The sequence below is a fragment of the Paraburkholderia humisilvae genome (genome assembly GCF_902859855.1).
In the GTDB taxonomy this organism is placed as follows: Bacteria; Pseudomonadota; Gammaproteobacteria; order Burkholderiales; family Burkholderiaceae; genus Paraburkholderia; species Paraburkholderia humisilvae.
Genome location: NZ_CADIKH010000003.1, coordinates 298,139 through 314,531, shown reverse-complemented (window position 1 = coordinate 314,531; position 16,393 = coordinate 298,139). Strand labels below are relative to the sequence as shown.

General features: G+C 62.6%; 14 protein-coding genes and 2 pseudogenes. 2 read left to right on the top strand and 14 right to left on the bottom strand.

Features of this window, described 5'->3' with window-relative positions; all coding sequences use genetic code 11:
- Positions 1-18: 18 nt before the first annotated feature.
- The 8 genes from HV796_RS04555 to HV796_RS04520 all read right to left on the bottom strand — a co-directional run bounded on the left by HV796_RS04555 (position 19) and on the right by HV796_RS04520 (position 10,203).
- Entirely contained in the window at positions 19-990 is a 972-nt protein-coding gene (locus tag HV796_RS04555) for a LysR family transcriptional regulator (RefSeq protein WP_175225253.1), read from the bottom strand.
- A 32-nt stretch (positions 991-1,022) separates the two neighbouring features.
- Positions 1,023-2,231, bottom strand: a complete 1,209-nt coding sequence (locus tag HV796_RS04550; RefSeq protein ID WP_175225252.1) for a pyridoxal-phosphate-dependent aminotransferase family protein — start codon at positions 2,229-2,231, stop codon at positions 1,023-1,025.
- Positions 2,232-2,331: 100 nt separating this feature from the next.
- Positions 2,332-3,129: an HpcH/HpaI aldolase family protein gene (locus tag HV796_RS04545; RefSeq protein WP_175225251.1), complete on the bottom strand. Its 798-nt coding sequence runs from the start codon at positions 3,127-3,129 to the stop codon at positions 2,332-2,334.
- 346 nt (positions 3,130-3,475) lie between these two features.
- Positions 3,476-4,366 carry an alpha/beta hydrolase gene (locus HV796_RS04540; RefSeq protein ID WP_175225250.1) on the bottom strand — a complete coding sequence of 297 codons (891 nt, stop codon included), beginning with the start codon at positions 4,364-4,366 and terminating at the stop codon, positions 3,476-3,478.
- A 248-nt stretch (positions 4,367-4,614) separates the two neighbouring features.
- Positions 4,615-5,529 carry a LysR family transcriptional regulator gene (locus HV796_RS04535; protein WP_175225249.1) on the bottom strand — a complete coding sequence of 305 codons (915 nt, stop codon included), beginning with the start codon at positions 5,527-5,529 and terminating at the stop codon, positions 4,615-4,617.
- 8 nt (positions 5,530-5,537) lie between these two features.
- The gene (locus HV796_RS04530; RefSeq protein ID WP_175225248.1) at positions 5,538-6,761 is read right to left on the bottom strand and encodes a tetratricopeptide repeat protein; all 1,224 of its coding nucleotides are present in this window, start codon (positions 6,759-6,761) and stop codon (positions 5,538-5,540) included.
- Positions 6,762-6,869: 108 nt separating this feature from the next.
- On the bottom strand, positions 6,870-9,716 hold the full coding sequence (locus tag HV796_RS04525; protein WP_175225247.1) for a hypothetical protein: 2,847 nt from the start codon (positions 9,714-9,716) through the stop codon (positions 6,870-6,872).
- 19 nt (positions 9,717-9,735) lie between these two features.
- Positions 9,736-10,203: a hypothetical protein gene (locus HV796_RS04520; protein WP_175225246.1), complete on the bottom strand. Its 468-nt coding sequence runs from the start codon at positions 10,201-10,203 to the stop codon at positions 9,736-9,738.
- 418 nt (positions 10,204-10,621) lie between these two features.
- Here HV796_RS04520 and HV796_RS04515 point away from each other — a divergent pair, with 418 nt between their 5' ends.
- Positions 10,622-11,344, top strand: a complete 723-nt coding sequence (locus HV796_RS04515) for a TetR/AcrR family transcriptional regulator (protein WP_246355684.1) — start codon at positions 10,622-10,624, stop codon at positions 11,342-11,344.
- An 82-nt stretch (positions 11,345-11,426) separates the two neighbouring features.
- Complete coding sequence (locus HV796_RS04510; RefSeq protein ID WP_175225245.1) at positions 11,427-12,389, top strand: quinone oxidoreductase family protein; 963 nt, start codon at positions 11,427-11,429, stop codon at positions 12,387-12,389.
- A gap of 58 nt (positions 12,390-12,447) precedes the next feature.
- Here HV796_RS04510 and HV796_RS04505 read toward each other — a convergent pair whose 3' ends face one another.
- From HV796_RS04505 to pqqC, 6 genes and pseudogenes are all read right to left on the bottom strand, one after another.
- Positions 12,448-13,272 carry an alpha/beta fold hydrolase gene (locus HV796_RS04505; protein ID WP_175225244.1) on the bottom strand — a complete coding sequence of 275 codons (825 nt, stop codon included), beginning with the start codon at positions 13,270-13,272 and terminating at the stop codon, positions 12,448-12,450.
- A gap of 241 nt (positions 13,273-13,513) precedes the next feature.
- A pseudogene (locus tag HV796_RS04500) lies at positions 13,514-13,879 on the bottom strand (glycosyltransferase family 9 protein); the annotation flags it as partial.
- Positions 13,876-14,103 (bottom strand): annotated as a pseudogene (locus HV796_RS04495) (response regulator); the annotation flags it as partial. The pseudogenes HV796_RS04495 and HV796_RS04500, both read right to left, overlap by 4 nt.
- A complete protein-coding gene (gene pqqE, locus HV796_RS04490) occupies positions 14,100-15,353 on the bottom strand; it encodes a pyrroloquinoline quinone biosynthesis protein PqqE (protein ID WP_175225243.1) in 1,254 nt (417 codons plus the stop codon). The pseudogene HV796_RS04495 and the gene pqqE, both read right to left, overlap by 4 nt.
- Entirely contained in the window at positions 15,350-15,643 is a 294-nt protein-coding gene (gene pqqD, locus HV796_RS04485; protein WP_175225242.1) for a pyrroloquinoline quinone biosynthesis peptide chaperone PqqD, read from the bottom strand. The genes pqqE and pqqD overlap by 4 nt, the downstream gene beginning before the upstream one ends.
- Positions 15,640-16,377: a pyrroloquinoline-quinone synthase PqqC gene (gene pqqC, locus HV796_RS04480; RefSeq protein ID WP_175225241.1), complete on the bottom strand. Its 738-nt coding sequence runs from the start codon at positions 16,375-16,377 to the stop codon at positions 15,640-15,642. The genes pqqD and pqqC overlap by 4 nt, the downstream gene beginning before the upstream one ends.
- Between the last annotated feature and the right edge of the window lie 16 nt (positions 16,378-16,393).

Here is a 16,393-nt window from a genome sequence, read left to right as displayed (position 1 = left end):
CGGCGCGCTGTGCGCCGCTTAGCTTGCTGGAAACCGCCGGCGCGCGTCCTGCGCGCCGGTCGCCGCATGCAAGGTCGTGCCCGGCCATGCGCCATGGCTGACCAACTGTTCGGCCTGCTCGCGAATCAGGTGTGCGACGTCCCACAGCCCATCCGGCATCACCCGGTTCTGCGGCCATGCGAGCGCAACATCGCGCTTGATGACCGGGTTTTGCAGCGGATAACACTTCAGCCGCTTCGCCGCGACCTCTTCGATCACCGAGGCCGACGGCAACACTGTGCATCCGCAATGGGCGAGCACGAGGCGCTTGGTGATCGAAATCGAACCATCGCATTCAAGCGCGATGTCCGGTGTAAAGCCGTGTCTGGCCGCTATCGTTTCGACCAGCACGCGCAAGCCGTGATGGGTGCTCGGCAAAATCAGCGGGACCGTGGCGAGCGCACTCACATCGACTGGCCCTTCCGGTTGCGGGAAATCAGGCGGCGTGACCAGACAGACCTGTTCCGATAGCAGCGGGTCGAACTGCATCGCGCCTGGATACTCGGGCACATACATGATCGCGAGATCCACTTCGCCGTCGGCGAGCCAGCCGAGAATATGGCTCGCCAGACCCTCGATAAAGCGTACACGGGTGTGCGGATAATGCGCTTTCAGCGTATGGCCCAGACTGCCGAACATGATTCGCGCGATGGTCGGCTGCGCGGCGATGCAAAAACGCGCGGGGCCGAGTCCGACGGTGTGGCGCATCGCGTTGCGCGCTTCGAGCAGCGTGCGTTCCAGTGTGGTCGCGTAGCCGAGCAACTGTTCGCCGTGTTCGGTGAGCCATACGCCACGGCCGCTGCGTCTGAACAGACGGACGCCGAGCTCGGTTTCGAGCATGCCGATGCGCCGGCTGACAGTCGACTGGTTGGCGCCCAGTTCCATCGCCGCGCGTGAAATGCTGCCCGCCTTGGCGACGTGCGCGAACAGTTCCAGGTCGTCTGAGTTCATCGGGGCCCTCGTTGCGGACGCGAAATCCACCGTCACCACACGGGTGACATGTGCTTGTTAAGCACGGCGATCGCGCTTTCCAGCGCACCGTCGCCGATCGGCACGTTCAGCAGACGCAGCGTTGCGTCGACGCCGGACAGACAGCCGAGAATCATCGCTTCGTTGATGTCGCCCAGGTGCCCGATGCGGAAGGCCTTGCCCGCGTGCGGTCCGAGGCCGCCTGCAAGGCCGATATGGAAACGTTCGCGCGCAACGGTATAGATTTCGGCGGGATCGATGCCTTCGCGCACGCCGATCGCGGTGATCGACGTCGATCGCGCCGCTGGGTCCTTCACCATCAGCCACAGCGCGCCATGTTCGCTCCATCGTTCGACGGCTGCGTGGACCGCGCGCGCGATCCGCGCGTGCCGTGCGAACACCGCGTCGTAGCCTTCGCGTTCGATCAGCCCGAGCGATACTTCGAGCCCCATCAGGTGGCTTTCGGGCGGCGTGCCGCAGAATTTGCGGTAGCCGATCGGGCTTTTGCGTGCAGTCCAGTCCCAGTACACGCGCGGCGTGCGGTTGTCGTGCGCGACGTTGAGCGCTTTTTCGTCGACGGCGGTAAACGACATGCCCGGCGGCAGCATCAACGCCTTTTGCGACGCGCCGATCGCGACATTCACGCCCCACGCGTCCATCTGGAATGGCGTCGCGCCGAGCGACGCGACCACGTCGACGACCAGCAGTGCCGGGTGCTGCGCGCGGTCGATCGCTTGCCGCACTTTCTGGATATCGCTCGTCACGCCGGTCGATGTATCGGTCTGAACCGCGAACACCGCGATGATCTCGTGCGACTTGTCCGCGCGTAGCGCGGCTTCGACGAGGCTGGGGTCGAGCGGCGCGCCGACGCGCGCTTCGGTGCGAATCGCGTGCGCGCCGCAGCCTTCCGCGGCCTGCGCCCACGTTTCGCTGAAATGCCCGGTGCCGGCGACCAGCACCTTGCCGCCCGGTGGCAACAGATTGACGATCGCGGCCTCCCACGCGCCGTGGCCGTTTGCGGTGTACATGATCACATCGGCGTGCGCGGTGTTGAGCAGCCGCTGCAGGCCGCGCTCGCAGTTTTCGACGACCGCGCCAAGGCGCGGGTCGTTCAGATCGAAGGGTTGCGCGCTCATCGCGTTGCGCACAAGGTCGGGCACATGCGTGGGCCCGGGGGTATGGAGAAGTTTGATGCCGGCCGTCGTTGGGAGATTCGGATTCATAGAGAGCGTCAACGCGTGTTGTTTGTTGGTCTGGCGCGCGCCTGGGTGTTCTCGTTGCACGGCGAATCCGACGACGCGGCGCGGCGATTGGCCGCCGGATTCAGGCGCCGTTGCGCAGTTTCGCGAGCGAGGCCATAAACAATTGTACCGATGCCTGGATATACATTGGATCGAAGCCGAGGAACAGGTCGTTCACGCCTAAGCGCAGCGCTTCGGCCGCCTGCTCGGGCGTGATCGCGAACGAAGGCAGCCGCGCGCGTTTTGCCTTGATCTTGTGCATCACTTCTTCGATGGTCTTGCGCACTTCAGGATGATTCGGGCCGTCGCTGAAACCCATGTTCACGGACAGGTCGAACGGCGCGGGAATCGCGCCGGCGACGCCTTCGAGCTCGAGGATCGCATCGAGGTCGCGCACCGCGCCCGGATGTTCGATCAGCACATACAGGCTGGTTTCCGCGTTGGCTCGCTTCGCGTAGTCGAGCATATTGGTCTGCCATTGGTATTGCGTACGGAACGGACCCCAGCCGCGGATGCCCTGCGGCGGATACTTCGCGTAGGACACCGCGTCTTCCGCGTCTTTCAGGCACGTGATCATCGGTACGACGATGGTTTTTGCGCCTGTGTCGAGCGCGAGTTTGATCTGCGCGGCGTCGTTGTGCGTGACGCGAATCCACGGCTCGGCGGGTGTGCCGATGGTCGCGGTGACCATTCTGTAAGCCGTTTCGATCGAGATGGGGCCGTGTTCCATATCGATCAGCACGTAATCGAAGCCCGCATGCGCGAACATCTGCACCAGTTCGGGCGAAGGCGACGTGACGCCGATTCCGATAGTCACACCCTCCGGTTTTTGCAGTGGGTTGGACAGGTAAGCGGACGGGTTGGCCGGGCTCTTTTGCATAAGACGACTCCTCTACGTGAACGAGGCTGACAGTGGGGCGGGGGGCGGGGGGCGGGCGAGCGGTTCCTGTTTTTGATAACACGTGGCGGGGGAATTTAGTCCAGGCCGTTTGGACGATCAGGCTGTGCAATTGCCTCGTTGGGGGAGGCGAGGCCGTGAAAATGATCATTGCGTTATTCCGGACCTCGATATGGCTGGGTCGGCGCCGATCGATCGGCGAAGCAGGCGGGTATCGAATGGGCAGATCAACAGGCCGAAGCAATTGCCGCGCTTCAGTCCGGGGAGATCGATGCGTATGCAAGCACTGCGCTGAGTTGAGCAATCGGACTGCTGCGGAGCGGGGCAATTACTTTCGCTCAAGCATCGATCGAACAAACGCCCCCATCGATTCCAGCGATTGTTGCCCCGCATCGAGTTGCTGATAAAACAGACTCCACGCGTGAATCATCTCTGGCCAGACATCGAGCACCACGCGCACATCGGTTTGTGCCGCGCGGCGCGCGAGCCGCATCGCATCGTCGAGCAGTGTTTCGGCGGTGCCGACTTGAATGAACAGCGGCGGAAGGCCGGCCAGGTCCGCGTACAACGGCGACGCGAGCGGCGTGCGCGGGTCCGCGCCGTTCAGATAGGCCGCGGCCGCTTCGAGCAGATACGGTTTCTGGATCAGCGGGTCCACGTCCGCTTTCGATTCCATCGATGCGCCGGTCATGTCGAGGTCCGTCCACGGCGAGCTCAGCCACGCGCAGGCAGGCAGGTCGACGCCGATCTGCCGCAACGAAACAAGCATGGCCAGCGCCAGTCCGCCGCCTGCGCTTTCTCCGGCAATCGCGATGTGCGCGGGCGCGTAGCCTCGCGAAAGCAGATAGCGATAGCCGGTCAGCGCGTCTTCCAGCGCCGCGGGGAACGGATGCTCGGGTGCGAGCCGATAGTCGAGCGCAAGCGTGCGTGCCCGTGCGACGCGGCCGATCTGCGCGACCATATGTCGATGCGTCGCGATGCCGCCGGCGATATAAGCGCCACCGTGCAGGAACAGCACGACTCGCTTCGGGTCGGCCACGGGTGTCAGCGTCCATTCGGCGGGAACGCCGTCGGCGTCGGTGGCTTCGATCCGCACGTCGGGTGCAATCGTGTACCGGTCGACCAGCGTCAACATACGAGCGCGCCGTTCGGCGAGCGCTGTCGGGCGGGGCTTTGACGCAAGCCATTCGCGAATGGCGTCAATTTGCGGATTGGCCATCGACGCTCTCCTTTCGGGGTCGTTGGCAGAATGGTAGTGCAAAGCGGACTGCTTTCTGGCTTCCTCCCGGACGCCGGTGCATTCGCCTGTCGAACGGCGTGTTATTTGTCAGAACGGGTATACCCGCCTTTCGTCGCATCGTGGTGCGAGCATTCATCAGTTTTCAAAAGGACAACCAAACTGGCAATGACCTTTCGGTTTGTGATCCTGTGCGTCGCGATTGCGGCCAGCCGAAGGGTACGCGAGACCTACTCGCTTCTCGTCAAAGCGACGACAAAGTCAAGGAACGCGCGCGTCCTGGCCGGTACGTGATGCCTCGATGGGTGATACGCATACAGCGGGAAACGCTCGTCCGACCAGTCCGGAAAGAGATTGACCAGGCGCCCTTCGCGTATCAGCGGTTCGGCGGCAAGCATCAGCATCTGGGCGATGCCGGAACCGGACAGACAGGCGTGGAGCAGTGCGCCCGGTTCGTTGACCATCAAGCGCCCGCTCGTTTGGACAACGAGCTTTTTGCGTTTCCGGTGAAATTCCCATTGATACGGCCTGCCAGTCTCCGGATTGCGAAACTCTAGGCACCGGTGCTGGCCCTCGCTTAATGCTTGCGGTTCAGCCGGATGTCCATGACGCGCGAGATACGCAGGCGCGGCGACGGTGACCACTGGCGTATCCAGCAGCTTGCGCGCAACCAGACTCGAACTGCGCGCTTCGCCAAAGCGCAGCGCGAGATCGAAGCCATCTGAAATCAGATCGCCGAGATGGTCGCGTGTGATGAGTTCGAGGTCGAGCTCGGGGTGCGCATCCATGAATGCGTCGAGAGGCGGCCCGAGGACGGTGCGCGAAGTGACCGCATCCAGATTGACGCGCAGCTTGCCGCGCACAACTGCTGCACCTCCGGCTGCCGCGGCTGCGGCTTCCTCCATGCCGCGCAAGTGCGGCATCACCTGCTCGTAGAAACGCCGGCCCTCTTCGGTGAGCGAAACGGAGCGCGTCGTTCGATGAAAGAGCCGGATGTTCAGCCTCTTTTCGAGGCGCGCGATCGCGCGGCTCACACCGGGCGGTGTCATCTCCAGCAACTCGGAGGCTGCCGCGAACGTCCCCGCATCAATGACGGCGGCAAATACGCCGATTCCACTGGACAGATTTTCGCTGCTCGCTCTCATATCGCTCCTTAGCCCCTGGCACGCACGATCTCGTCGAGCGCGCTTCTGACCGATGCAATCTGTTCCGCCCAGCCCCCGGACGCTTGTCGAAACAGGTACATGTCCTGCGGATACCACGGCGACTGAGCGCCGGTCCGATGCCAGCGCCAGTCGACGCCGGTCTTCGGCAGCATCAGCCAGCACGCGACACCCAGCGCGCCAGTGAGATGGACGATCGCCGTATCGACGGCGATGACGAGGTTCAGTTGCGCGACGATCGCCGCCGTGTCGGCGAAGTCGACGATGTCTTTGCCCAGACAAACGATGTTTTGATGATGGCCGCTGGCGGCGACTTCGAGTTCGGCGTCGCCGGTCTGCAGGCTGATGAACGACACGCCATCGGCGGACAGCAGCGGCGCGAGTTCGGCAAAGTGCGGCAACGAGCGGGCGGCGTCGTTGTCGTGTCCGGGGTTGCCTTTCCACACGAGTCCCACTCGCAGCGCGCGATCGGGAAGGCGCGCTTTCCATCGGTCCATCCGCTGCGTGAACACCCCGACGTACGGGATCTGCGCGGGAATCGATTGCGGTGTCGTGCCGAAGTGGCGCGGCAAGCTCATCAGCGATTCCCAATAGTCGTGCACCCGCAATTCGTGCGGGTCCGTGACAACCGTGTCGATGCCTTGCACCGTTCGCAGAAGCGGCCCCAGTTCGGGCTTGCACGCGACGGTCAGTTGCGCAACACCTAACGCCTTCAGCAGCGGTGCATAGCGGACGAACTGGATCGTGTCGCCATACCCTTGTTCCGGCAGCAACAATAGGGATTTGCCGCTCAGCGCTTCGCCTGCCCATTTGGGGAAGGGCAGCGTGCCATGCTCCTGAAACAGGGGGCCGCGCGCTTCATAGAGCGGCCAGGCTTCCAGGTATCGCCCTTGCGAAAGCAGCAGCAACGACAGATTGAAGCGGGCTTCGTGGAGTTCGGGATTGAATTTGATCGCATTCCGGTAGGACGCTTCCGCTTCGTCGATGCGCCCAAGTGCTTCGAACGTATCGGCGAGATTGGCGTGAATCTCGGGGCAGTCCGGCCAGTGCCGCAACGCGATCCGGTAGTGCTGTTCGGCTTCCTGAAGCCGGCCCGCGCGACGCAGATCATTCGCTGTGTCGTTGTGGGTGATCGCTTCGTCGAGTTCGCTTTCGGATGCTTGACGGGTGCGAGTGGGGGTACGAACGACAGTTCGGTAAAGTCGGGTGCTCATATTGGGCCGTTTGCCAATGACGGTCATCTGACTTGCTTCGATGACGGACGATTGACAAGTAAACCACAGTTCCCGCGATGAATCCGGGGTTGGGGCACGGCACGGCCGCTATTTCTGTTGTTCCAGAAACGCCGCGCGTTGAGGAAGTGGCGAGCGCGTCAGTTGTTCGAGTTGCGCACCTTTCACGAGTGCGTGCAGGCAATGGCTTACCTGGTCGATACGAATATCGGAGCGTGACAAGGTGCATCGCACGCCACCCACGGCGATGGGCCCCGCGCGCATCGCGAAGACGTCTTCTGGAAAGAGGACCAGGCGTGTTATGAATCGCATCGCATTGGACCACGATGCAGCGTAGCGCGACGCGCGCGAGGTGTCGCCGGTTTCGAGTGCGATTGCCCAGGACGCGGCCACGCCTTCGGCGATGAAGCCGGTGTTAAAGCTGGGTTCGTCGGGACTGAGGTCTTCGAGAAAAGCACCGGTGCTTGTCAATTGCCGTTCGATGCACCAATCCGTGGCGGCGAAGGCAAGCTGCGCGGCGGCGGGGTCCGCGGTGACCAGGTGTACCGCTTGCATACCTTGCGGCAGCCAGCCGGCGGAACCCCAACCTGGGCACGCGGAAAATCGGTAGGCATACCAGGCGATGGACGCGGTCAGTGATGAAGGTAGAGCCGACGGATCGACGGCGGCAAAACGTCCGAGTGCGGCGAGCGCCGCGCCGGGCAGGAACTCGTGATCCTCAGGCAGGGCGAGCCTTCTGCGGGCGCTGCCGAATCGCCCGTCCGGCCGCAACATCTGCGTCAGACGATGCGCGATCGAACGTGCGGCCGCGCTCGTGGCAAGCGTTGAATGCGCAGCAACCGCGCTCAATAGCACCGCGTCAGCCAGCGTTCCGCCTGCGCAGTGGGCCAGCATGATCGTGCCGTCGCGTACATGCTCGAGGCAATGCCGAAGGCCGGACTGCGCGGTATCGAGCCACGTTTTTTCGTTGAGCAGCCTGCCTGCGAGGTCGAGCGCCATTAGCGCATGAATTGCGCGGCCAGCGGTGCCGTGCGTTTGCGTGTCATCGGATGCAGGAAGCAGAAGGTAGCATGGCAATCCATCCGCGTTGACCGAGTGCGCGATGTACGTCGCGAGCAAGCGGATCAGTGTATGGGTTTCGACGGGCGGTTCGCTGCGTGCTGTCCTGTCCGGGAAGCCGAAGCGAAGCGGCAGAGCGCGTGCGCCGGCTGCTACCCACTCTGTGCACTGGAACGTGTTCCATTCGACCTGGCACGCTTCGGCCTCGGCTTCGGCATCCGCGTGTCGCGCTGCCGTTCTGACGAAGTCCTCCCGTGAGAGGTTGTTGTAAGTGAGCACGCTCGGTAACAGAACGGTCGTGTGACCGGCGTGGGTGACGCCGAGCGCGTCGAGTCCACGCCGCAGCTTGTGCGCCACCATTCGCATCGAGGCCAGGCCAAGCGGTTCGGGATGATGCAGGGCCGACACGACAATCGCACAACTGGCGAGATCGATATCGCGTGCAAGCCGGGCATCGATTGCCGCTTGGGCACACGCAGCGAGCAGCGCGGTGTCGAGCGAATGGCCCAGCGCCAGGCCGTACGCGACCAGCCCGGACCGATAGAGCCGCACCGCGACACCGGATACGGGACACGGTATCGCGTTGCCGGGCAGACTAGCCGATTCAGCATTCCCGCGCCCTAACGCTTGAGCGATCAACGTACGTGCACGTGCGGTAATCCGCGTCCCCAAGGCTGCATCGCGCCACCATGTGGTGTCCGTGTCTTCACGTGCACCGTATGGCAACCACATTTCACCGGGTTCGACGTACTTGGTCACTTCATGTCGGAAGAGGTCATGCGGTTCACCCGGCAGGATTCGCGCATTCGTTTCGCGTGCCTGACGATACTGTTCGATTTCGCTGATAAAAACCTGTGTATTGGGCAACGCGCCGCCACGCTTATGCGGCCAGACCCGGCTTTGCGCAACAATGCCAAAGCGATTGAAGTCGAGGCCGCCAGGTCCGATTGGCTCGAGCGCCGAAAAGAACGTGACGGCGATTTTCAACTGGGCCAGGTTGCTCGCCGTGATCTGGCCATTCGCCTCATCCAGGGTCGCGACGGTGGCGGCGATGACATCGCTCGCGGGTCGCGCCTCGGCTGGGTCGAAATGCCAGAACCCACTCCGTGCGATTCGATACTCATTGCGTCGCTCGCGAAAACTAACGAAGACGCCGCCGGCGCAGTCATAGCTGCGATCCATCGCTTGCGGCGCAATCGGGACCGCGCCGGTCGCGAGATAGGTGGCGGCAGTCAGCCGGGCGAGCGCAGCGGGATGCAGCAACTCCGGCGCGACAAGATCGCCGGTTGTCGGCGTAGGCCGACAAAGCGGAGGCGCGAGGGTTTCCACCATGCGTAGATCAGTCCAGATGTCGAACAGCGTCTCCGTGCGATAGCCGGCAGCGTTTGCCCAATCGAGGCCGCCGCGATAAGGGAACCGCACGAGCGCGACGGCGCCTTCGACTTCCGCGCCTTCGTCTTCGATTGCCTGGATGGCTTTGCGCAGCGACGTGCCGGAGCTGATCGAATCGTCAATGATCACCACCGGCGCGCTTTTGTCGAACGGACCTTCGACGCGGCGACATGACACATAGGCTTTGCGCTGTTCGCGAATACACAGTCCCGTATAGCGGCCTTCGCCGAGCAACACGCAGGCGGACAGCAACGGCATACCGGTGTAGCCGATCGTGGCGAGTTGTGTGGCTCGGAAACCCTGCAGCCGCTCGAGGATGCAAAGTGCCGCCAGCCGCAGCCCTTCGGCCGTGAGCGTCGTGTTCCAGCTATAGAACGCCCACGGCGCGGGGCTGCCGTCCCGATGGCGGATCGGTTGATCGAGTGACGCGTAGAGAATTCCGCGCGCGCGCAAATACGTGGCCAGCAGGTCGCGGTGTGGAGTCATGGGGTTGTGTGGCGCGAGCCTAGCCGCCAGCGTTGACCTTTGTGTTCAATGCGGAGAGCCCTGCTTCAACCGCGCTCAGGCGTTGCAGGATCGCCTCGAGATTGCGGGCGAGCAACTGCTCCCACGGCGGCAATTCTCCTGGCCACGGGACCGGGTGGTAGCCCACGCCACCGCCCCCAAGCCCACCGCCTCCGAACTCACCGCCTTCAGGCAACTCGTTCGGCAGACCAACGCGAGACAGAGCTTCGACCCGCGGTATCTCATGAATGTTCGGATTGTGGATTCTCAGTCTCGTGGCAAGAAACTGTGTCTCCATTGCGTGCACCCGATCGCGCAGGCGGAATAGTTCGTTTGCCGCCTCCCTCGCGAACGCATAATCGGGCCCCGCAGGCAACTCTGCCCAGCCCGGGCGGTGCGGCAATGGGCGGCCTCCGCCGCCTTCCGTGGGGCCGGCTGGCAATTCCTCAATGATGGGTGTCTTCGGCATGATGGTCTCCGCTATTGAAGCGCAGCACGTAATCGAAAGTTCCTGGGCACGCGCAACGTTCCGCGTCGCATACCAGACGCGTAGCGCGCATTCAATTCTGACAAGGCGAAATCAACGGCAGGCAAAACGGCCGCCAACGGGGCGTAGGGAGAAGAGGCGGACCACGGGGAATTCAGTCCGCGAAGCCGCGAGGTCAATCATCTCGCGACGAGGAGCTATTAAGAGTACGGAATACTAATTGTGTGCTCGTTAAGCCATTTCACGATAGGTCTAGGCCATTGTGAAGTCAAGGCGAACGAAAGCAGCAGCATGAATGGAAACATATTCATGCGAACTCGTTGGATGCGCAGCATAGCGATGCGGTTCGCATATAAGCGGTTCAGCGTGGCAAGCCGTTTTCTTGCGAAGACGTCGTGGCATGCATTCGCCGAATTCGACGACTTCATGTCACAGAGACGCGACGACGCAGATTATGTACCAAGCGGTATATAATGTTTCGGCAGACATCGGGGAGTACATCATGGCACGGCCGCGAGAATTCGACGAAGACGATGTTCTGGAAAGCGCTTTGCACGTCTTCTGGGACAAAGGCTATGAGGCTGCATCGCTCGCCGATCTTCAGGAGGCGACAGGGCTGACGAAGTCGAGCCTTTACAAGGCGTTCGACAGCAAGGAAGGGCTGTTTCGCCGGGTGCTTGAACGGTACAACCGCGACCATCTGGCTTTTCGCGCAGTTGCGCTGGCGCAAGCCACGCCGCAACTCGTGACAGAAGCGCTGCTGTCCGGCACCGTCAACCTGCACACGGGACGAAATACGCCTTCCGGTTGTCTCGTCACATTGTCCGCGCTCTCCTGCAGCGCCGAGGTACGTCCGCTAAGCGAAGCGCTTTCGGAGAGCCGTAATGCATTTGAGCGGCTGTTGCGTGAGCGCTTCGATACCATCAAAGGTGCGGGGCCGCTGCCCAACGGTATGAACAGTCAGGCTGCCGCTGCATTTATTTCGACGTTCATTCAAGGTCTTGCAGTTCAGGCAAAAGGGGGCGCAACGCGACGCCGGCTTCGCCAGATCGTGACCGCTGTGCTGGCCGCGATGTGGCCAGGCGAGGCAAGCCGCGCGAAACAGCGTAAAGCGCATTCGTGACCGGCGCAGACCGTGGCATCGACGGGGGAGTTAACACCTGAGCGTTCAACGCCAAGTGTGGCCATCATGCAAGGAGCAACGTATGAAAGCTGTTCAATTCAAATCGTTCGGTGCGCCGGACGTGCTCGAGTATCTCGACCTTGACACGCCGCGGGCTGACGCTGAAAACGCGGTCGTGCGGGTGAAGGCTGCGTCGGTTAACCCGAGTGACGTCAAGAACGTGGCCGGGCATTTCGGACATACCGTGCCGCCACGCGTGCCGGGCCGCGATTTTAGCGGTGTCGTCGCTGAAGGTCCTGCGGAGTGGATCGGGGCCGAAGTATGGGGCACCGGCGGCGATATCGGCTTTACGCGTGATGGCACCCATGCGGAGTTCATCCGGGTCCCGGTCTCGGCGCTCGTGCGCAAGCCAGCGAATCTAACCCACGAGCAGGCGGCGTCGATTGGTGTGAATTTCGTCGTGGGGTGGTTGGGCGCGGTTGAACACGCGAAGCTCGCCGCTGGCGAGACGATTGCCGTGATCGGCGCATCGGGCGGAGTCGGTGGCGCGGTCACGCAGATTGCGAAGGCGCGCGGCGCGCGCGTGATTGCGGTGGATCGCCACGAGCCGGATCCGAACTCGCCGGCGGGCCGCCTGATCGACCAGTATGTGCAGATTGGCGACGACGCGGCCGGGCGCGTGAAGGCGCTGACGGATGGCGGTGTCGATGTCGTGTATGACGCAGTGGGCGGCATTGCGTTCGAAGTCGCGCTCGGTCTCGTGAAACGGCGTGGACGGGTCGTCGAGATCAGTGCGACGGGCAAGCGTCGTGTCGAGTTCGACTTGATCGACTTCTATCACAACGAGACGCAATTGTTCGGCACGGATAGCGCGAAGCTCGGCGTCGCTGAATCGGCGCCGCTTCTTCGTGCGCTGGTGGAAGGCTTTGAGCGAGGGCGGTACGAACCGCCGGTGATTGCGCAATCGTTCCCGCTGGCTGATGCGAAAGCCGCATACGAAGCCGTCGCGGCCGGAACGCGCGGGCGCGTGGTGCTGATGATGTGAGCGGAGGCGGTCTCGCGTTGCAAAGACCGCCGGCCGTCACTGTTTATCGAACCACGCGTTACGCGTTTGCTCCCACGTGCTTATCGAGCCATCCAAGAAGCTCGCGGTTGACGAACGATGGATTCTCGAGGCACGAGATATGGCCCGCTTCAGGCACCAGCACGTGCTTGCAACCGATCGTCTCGGCCATGCGGATCGTTTCCGCCGGTGGACGCGGAATATCAAGCTCACCGCACATGATCAGCGTGGTGGCCGCGTCGAGCGCGGAAAGCTTCGCTACTTCGTCCGCACGTTTCATGAAGAGTCGGCCAAGCGGCACGATGGACTGTCGCAGCTGATCCGCCGAAAACGATGCCAAAGCGCGTTTGTACGACACGATCAGTTCGCTGTCGAGCGGCGCGCCGCGGCGGAAGTACAACGGGGCGATGGCATCGATCATCGGTGCCGGTATTTGCCCGAGCGACTCGATCGTGTCGACCATCTGGAGGTATTGCGCGAGCGTCGCCGCGGGTTCGGCGCCGCGGTCCGAGTCCATGATCACGAGCGCCTTGACGCGTTTCGGTTCGCGCAACGCGAGTTCGGAGCCCCACATTCCGCCGAGCGACAAACCGATCATCGCGCATTGTTCGATGCCAAGCGCGTTCAGCAGTTCGCTGGCTTGCGCGGCGAGGTCGCCGAAGTTGCGGGTGTTCTCGGGCATGCGGCCGGATCGACCGTGGCCCCACAGGTCAGGCGCGATCACCTGGTACGATTGCGACAGCGCTTCGATTTGCGGCTGCCACATCGCCGAGTCCCACAAAAAGCTGTGTCCGAGCAGCACCGGAAAACCGTTGCCGCGAGTCTGGTAATGCAATTGCTGTCCTGCGATCGTGATGAATGGCATATCGATATGTGGGCGCGTGCGCGAAATGAAGAAAGGGGCAGCCGATAGACCGGGGTCTCTCTAAAGAGAATCCAGATTTGAACGTCTGATGTGGTTGTCGTCGGAACCTGTAGTTTGCGTCCGCTAGAGTAATCGGGCGTACTGATTGGCGACGATACAGCAATGAATCCGACGTTGCTTTCGTCGCTTACAGTGACGCCTGGTGAGTAAAACCCCGTCGCGTTGTTTGTTTATTGTCGTGTCACTGATAATCTCGTGCCGCCAGCGCATCGCGCACCGCTTCGACCGCACTATCCCACTCGCCCAGCGCCGCTTGCCTGAACAACCGCGCGCTCGGATACCACGGACTGTCGGCTCGATCGAGCAGCCATCGCCAGCAGGTGTCGAAACGGTTCATGATCCACACCGGCTTGCCCATCGCGCCCGCAAGGTGGGCGACGGCGGTATCGACGGTGATCACCAGATCCAGATTGTCGACGAAGGCGGCGGTGTCCGCGAAGTCGGCAAACTCGTCGGTATGATCGACGATGCGTGCGGCCAGATCCGTCCTCTCGCGCAGTTGCTGTGTGGCGGGACCTTTTTGCAGGCTATAGAAGCGCACGTGCGGGCGAGCATGCGACGCATCGCCTCGATGCCGCTGGCGCCAGGTAACGCGAGGTCCATTACCACCACATCCGGTTGCAGCGCGCAGAAACGCTGGTACGCTTGCGCGGCGTCGGCCGCTTCGCCGGCGACGCGCACATCGGGGCTCAATTCGAGCAGGCGTCGATAGCCTTCACGCACGACAGCGTGATCGTCGACGAGCAACACGGAGATATCGGCGGTGGTCATCTGTGCGCTCCCTGATCGTTGGTTTTATCCGTGGCGGCCTTTCGTTGCCCGCTCGTTTGGCCGCTCATTTGGCCGCTCATTTGGCTCGTTAATTGCCGCGAGTTCGCGTCATTGCGGAAAATCACCGTCTGCTCGCCGGGACCGAGCGGCGCACCGCGTTGCGCCGCGTCGCGCACCACGCGCACGACCGCTTCGTGATGCGGAGACTTGTCGCACACAGGGTCCGCGTTGGCCGGGTCTTGCGTGAGCAGATAAGCCTGGCAGCGACAGCCGCCGAGGTCACGGGTTTTCTCTTCGCAACTGCGACACGGCTCGTTCATCCAGTCGAAACCGCGGAACCGGTTGAACGCATCGCTTTCATACCAGATATCGGCAACCGGCATATCGCGCACATTCGGGAATGTGAGCCCCGGCAGCGAGCGCGCGGAATGGCAGGGCAGCGCGGCGCCGTCCGGCGCGATGCCGAGAAACACTGAGCCCCAGCCGTTCATGCAGCGTTTTGGCCGCGTTTCGTAGTAATCGGGTACGACGAAGAAAATCTTGCAGCGGTTGCCGATCTCCTTCCGATACCGCTCGACGACCGCTTCCGCTTCGCGCAATTGCTCGGCGGTCGGCATCAACTGCGCGCGGTTCGTATGCGCCCAGCCGTAGTACTGTGTGTTCGCGAGTTCGAGGTATTCGGCGCCCATCGCGAGCGCCATGTCGATGATCTTGTCGACATGCGGCAGGTTGTAGCGGTGCAGCACGCAGTTGAGCACCATCGGAAAGCCATACGCCTTGATCGAGCGTGCGACGCGGTTTTTCAGATCGAACGTGCGCGTGCTGCTGAGGAAATCGTTGAGCTGCTGCGTCGAGTCCTGAAACGACAGCTGGATATGGTCGAGACCGTTCTCCTTCAGCACCCGCAGGCGCTGGTCGGTGAGGCCGACGCCGGATGTGATCAGATTCGTATAAAAACCGAGCTTGCGCGCTTCGGCGACGAGCTCCTCGAGATCGTCGCGCATTAGCGGTTCGCCGCCCGAAAAGCCGAGCTGCGCGGCGCCCAGCGCGCGCGCTTCGCGCAGCACATTGAGCCACTGCGCGGTATCAAGCTCGTCCTTTTGCGCGGTGTAGTCCACCGGGTTGTAGCAAAACGCGCAGTGCAGCGGGCAGCGGTACGTCAGCTCCGCGAGCAGCCACAGCGGCGGCGCAATGCCAGACCGTGCGGAACGCTCGGGAGTATGCTGCGCTGCAACCGAAAGATCAGTCATGCTGAGGGCTCCAGCCAGCCGCGCTCGATGGCGTGGGCGATAAACGCCTCGACCTCGGGGGCGATGCCGGTCGCGTTGAAAGTGCCTTCGAGGTCGGTCACGATGGCCGCGACATCGCGTGTGCCGTCGCAGCGCTTCAAGATCTCGGCGGCGCTCTGGTTCAGTTTCACCATGCCTTCCGGATATAGCAATACGTGCGCATCCTGGGCGGGTTCCCACTGCATCCGGAACAGCTTGTTCAGTTTCGGGCGCAGCGCGTGTTGTGAAGCATCGTCGTTCGTCTCGTTCATACCGGATAAGCCTTTTCGATCGCGTCGAGCATGGTCCACAGGATGTCCAGCTTGAATTGCAGAATGTCGAGCGCACGCTCCTGCTGTTCGCGTGTGCGGAAATAATCGAGCGTGACCGCGAGCCCGTGTTCAACGTCGCGCTGCGCGAGCGAGATGCGCGAGCGGAAGTAGTTCAGGCCGGCAGGCTCGATCCACGGGTAGTGCGTCGGCCACGTCGACAGACGGTCCTTGTGAATCTGCGGTGCGAAAATTTCGGTTAGCGACGAGCACACGGCTTCCTGCCACAGCGCGCGGCGCGCGAAATTCACATACGCGTCGACCGCGAAGCGCACACCGGGCACCACGTGCCTGAGCGACCACAGTTCGTCACGCGCCAGGCCGACGGCGTCGCCCAGGCGCGCCCAGGTTTCGATGCCGCCTTCGTCGTCGCCATAGCCGTCGTGATCGAGAATCCGTAGAACCCAGCGGCGGCGCGTTTCGCGGTCCGGGCAGTTCGACAGAATCGCCGAGTCCTTCAGCGGAATATTGATCTGGTAGTAGAAGCGGTTCGCGACCCAGCCGCGGATCTGCTCGCGCGAGCAGCCGCCGCTATTCATCTTCACGTTGAACGGATGATGGATGTGATACGCGCGGCCTTTCGCGCGCAATTGCGCTTCGAATTCCTCGCGGGTCCATGCGGTGCCGCGATCCGGGCTTCGTATGTCGGTTGCGCGTGTTGCGCTTGTACTGTTCATCGAGGGTTCCTTTGTC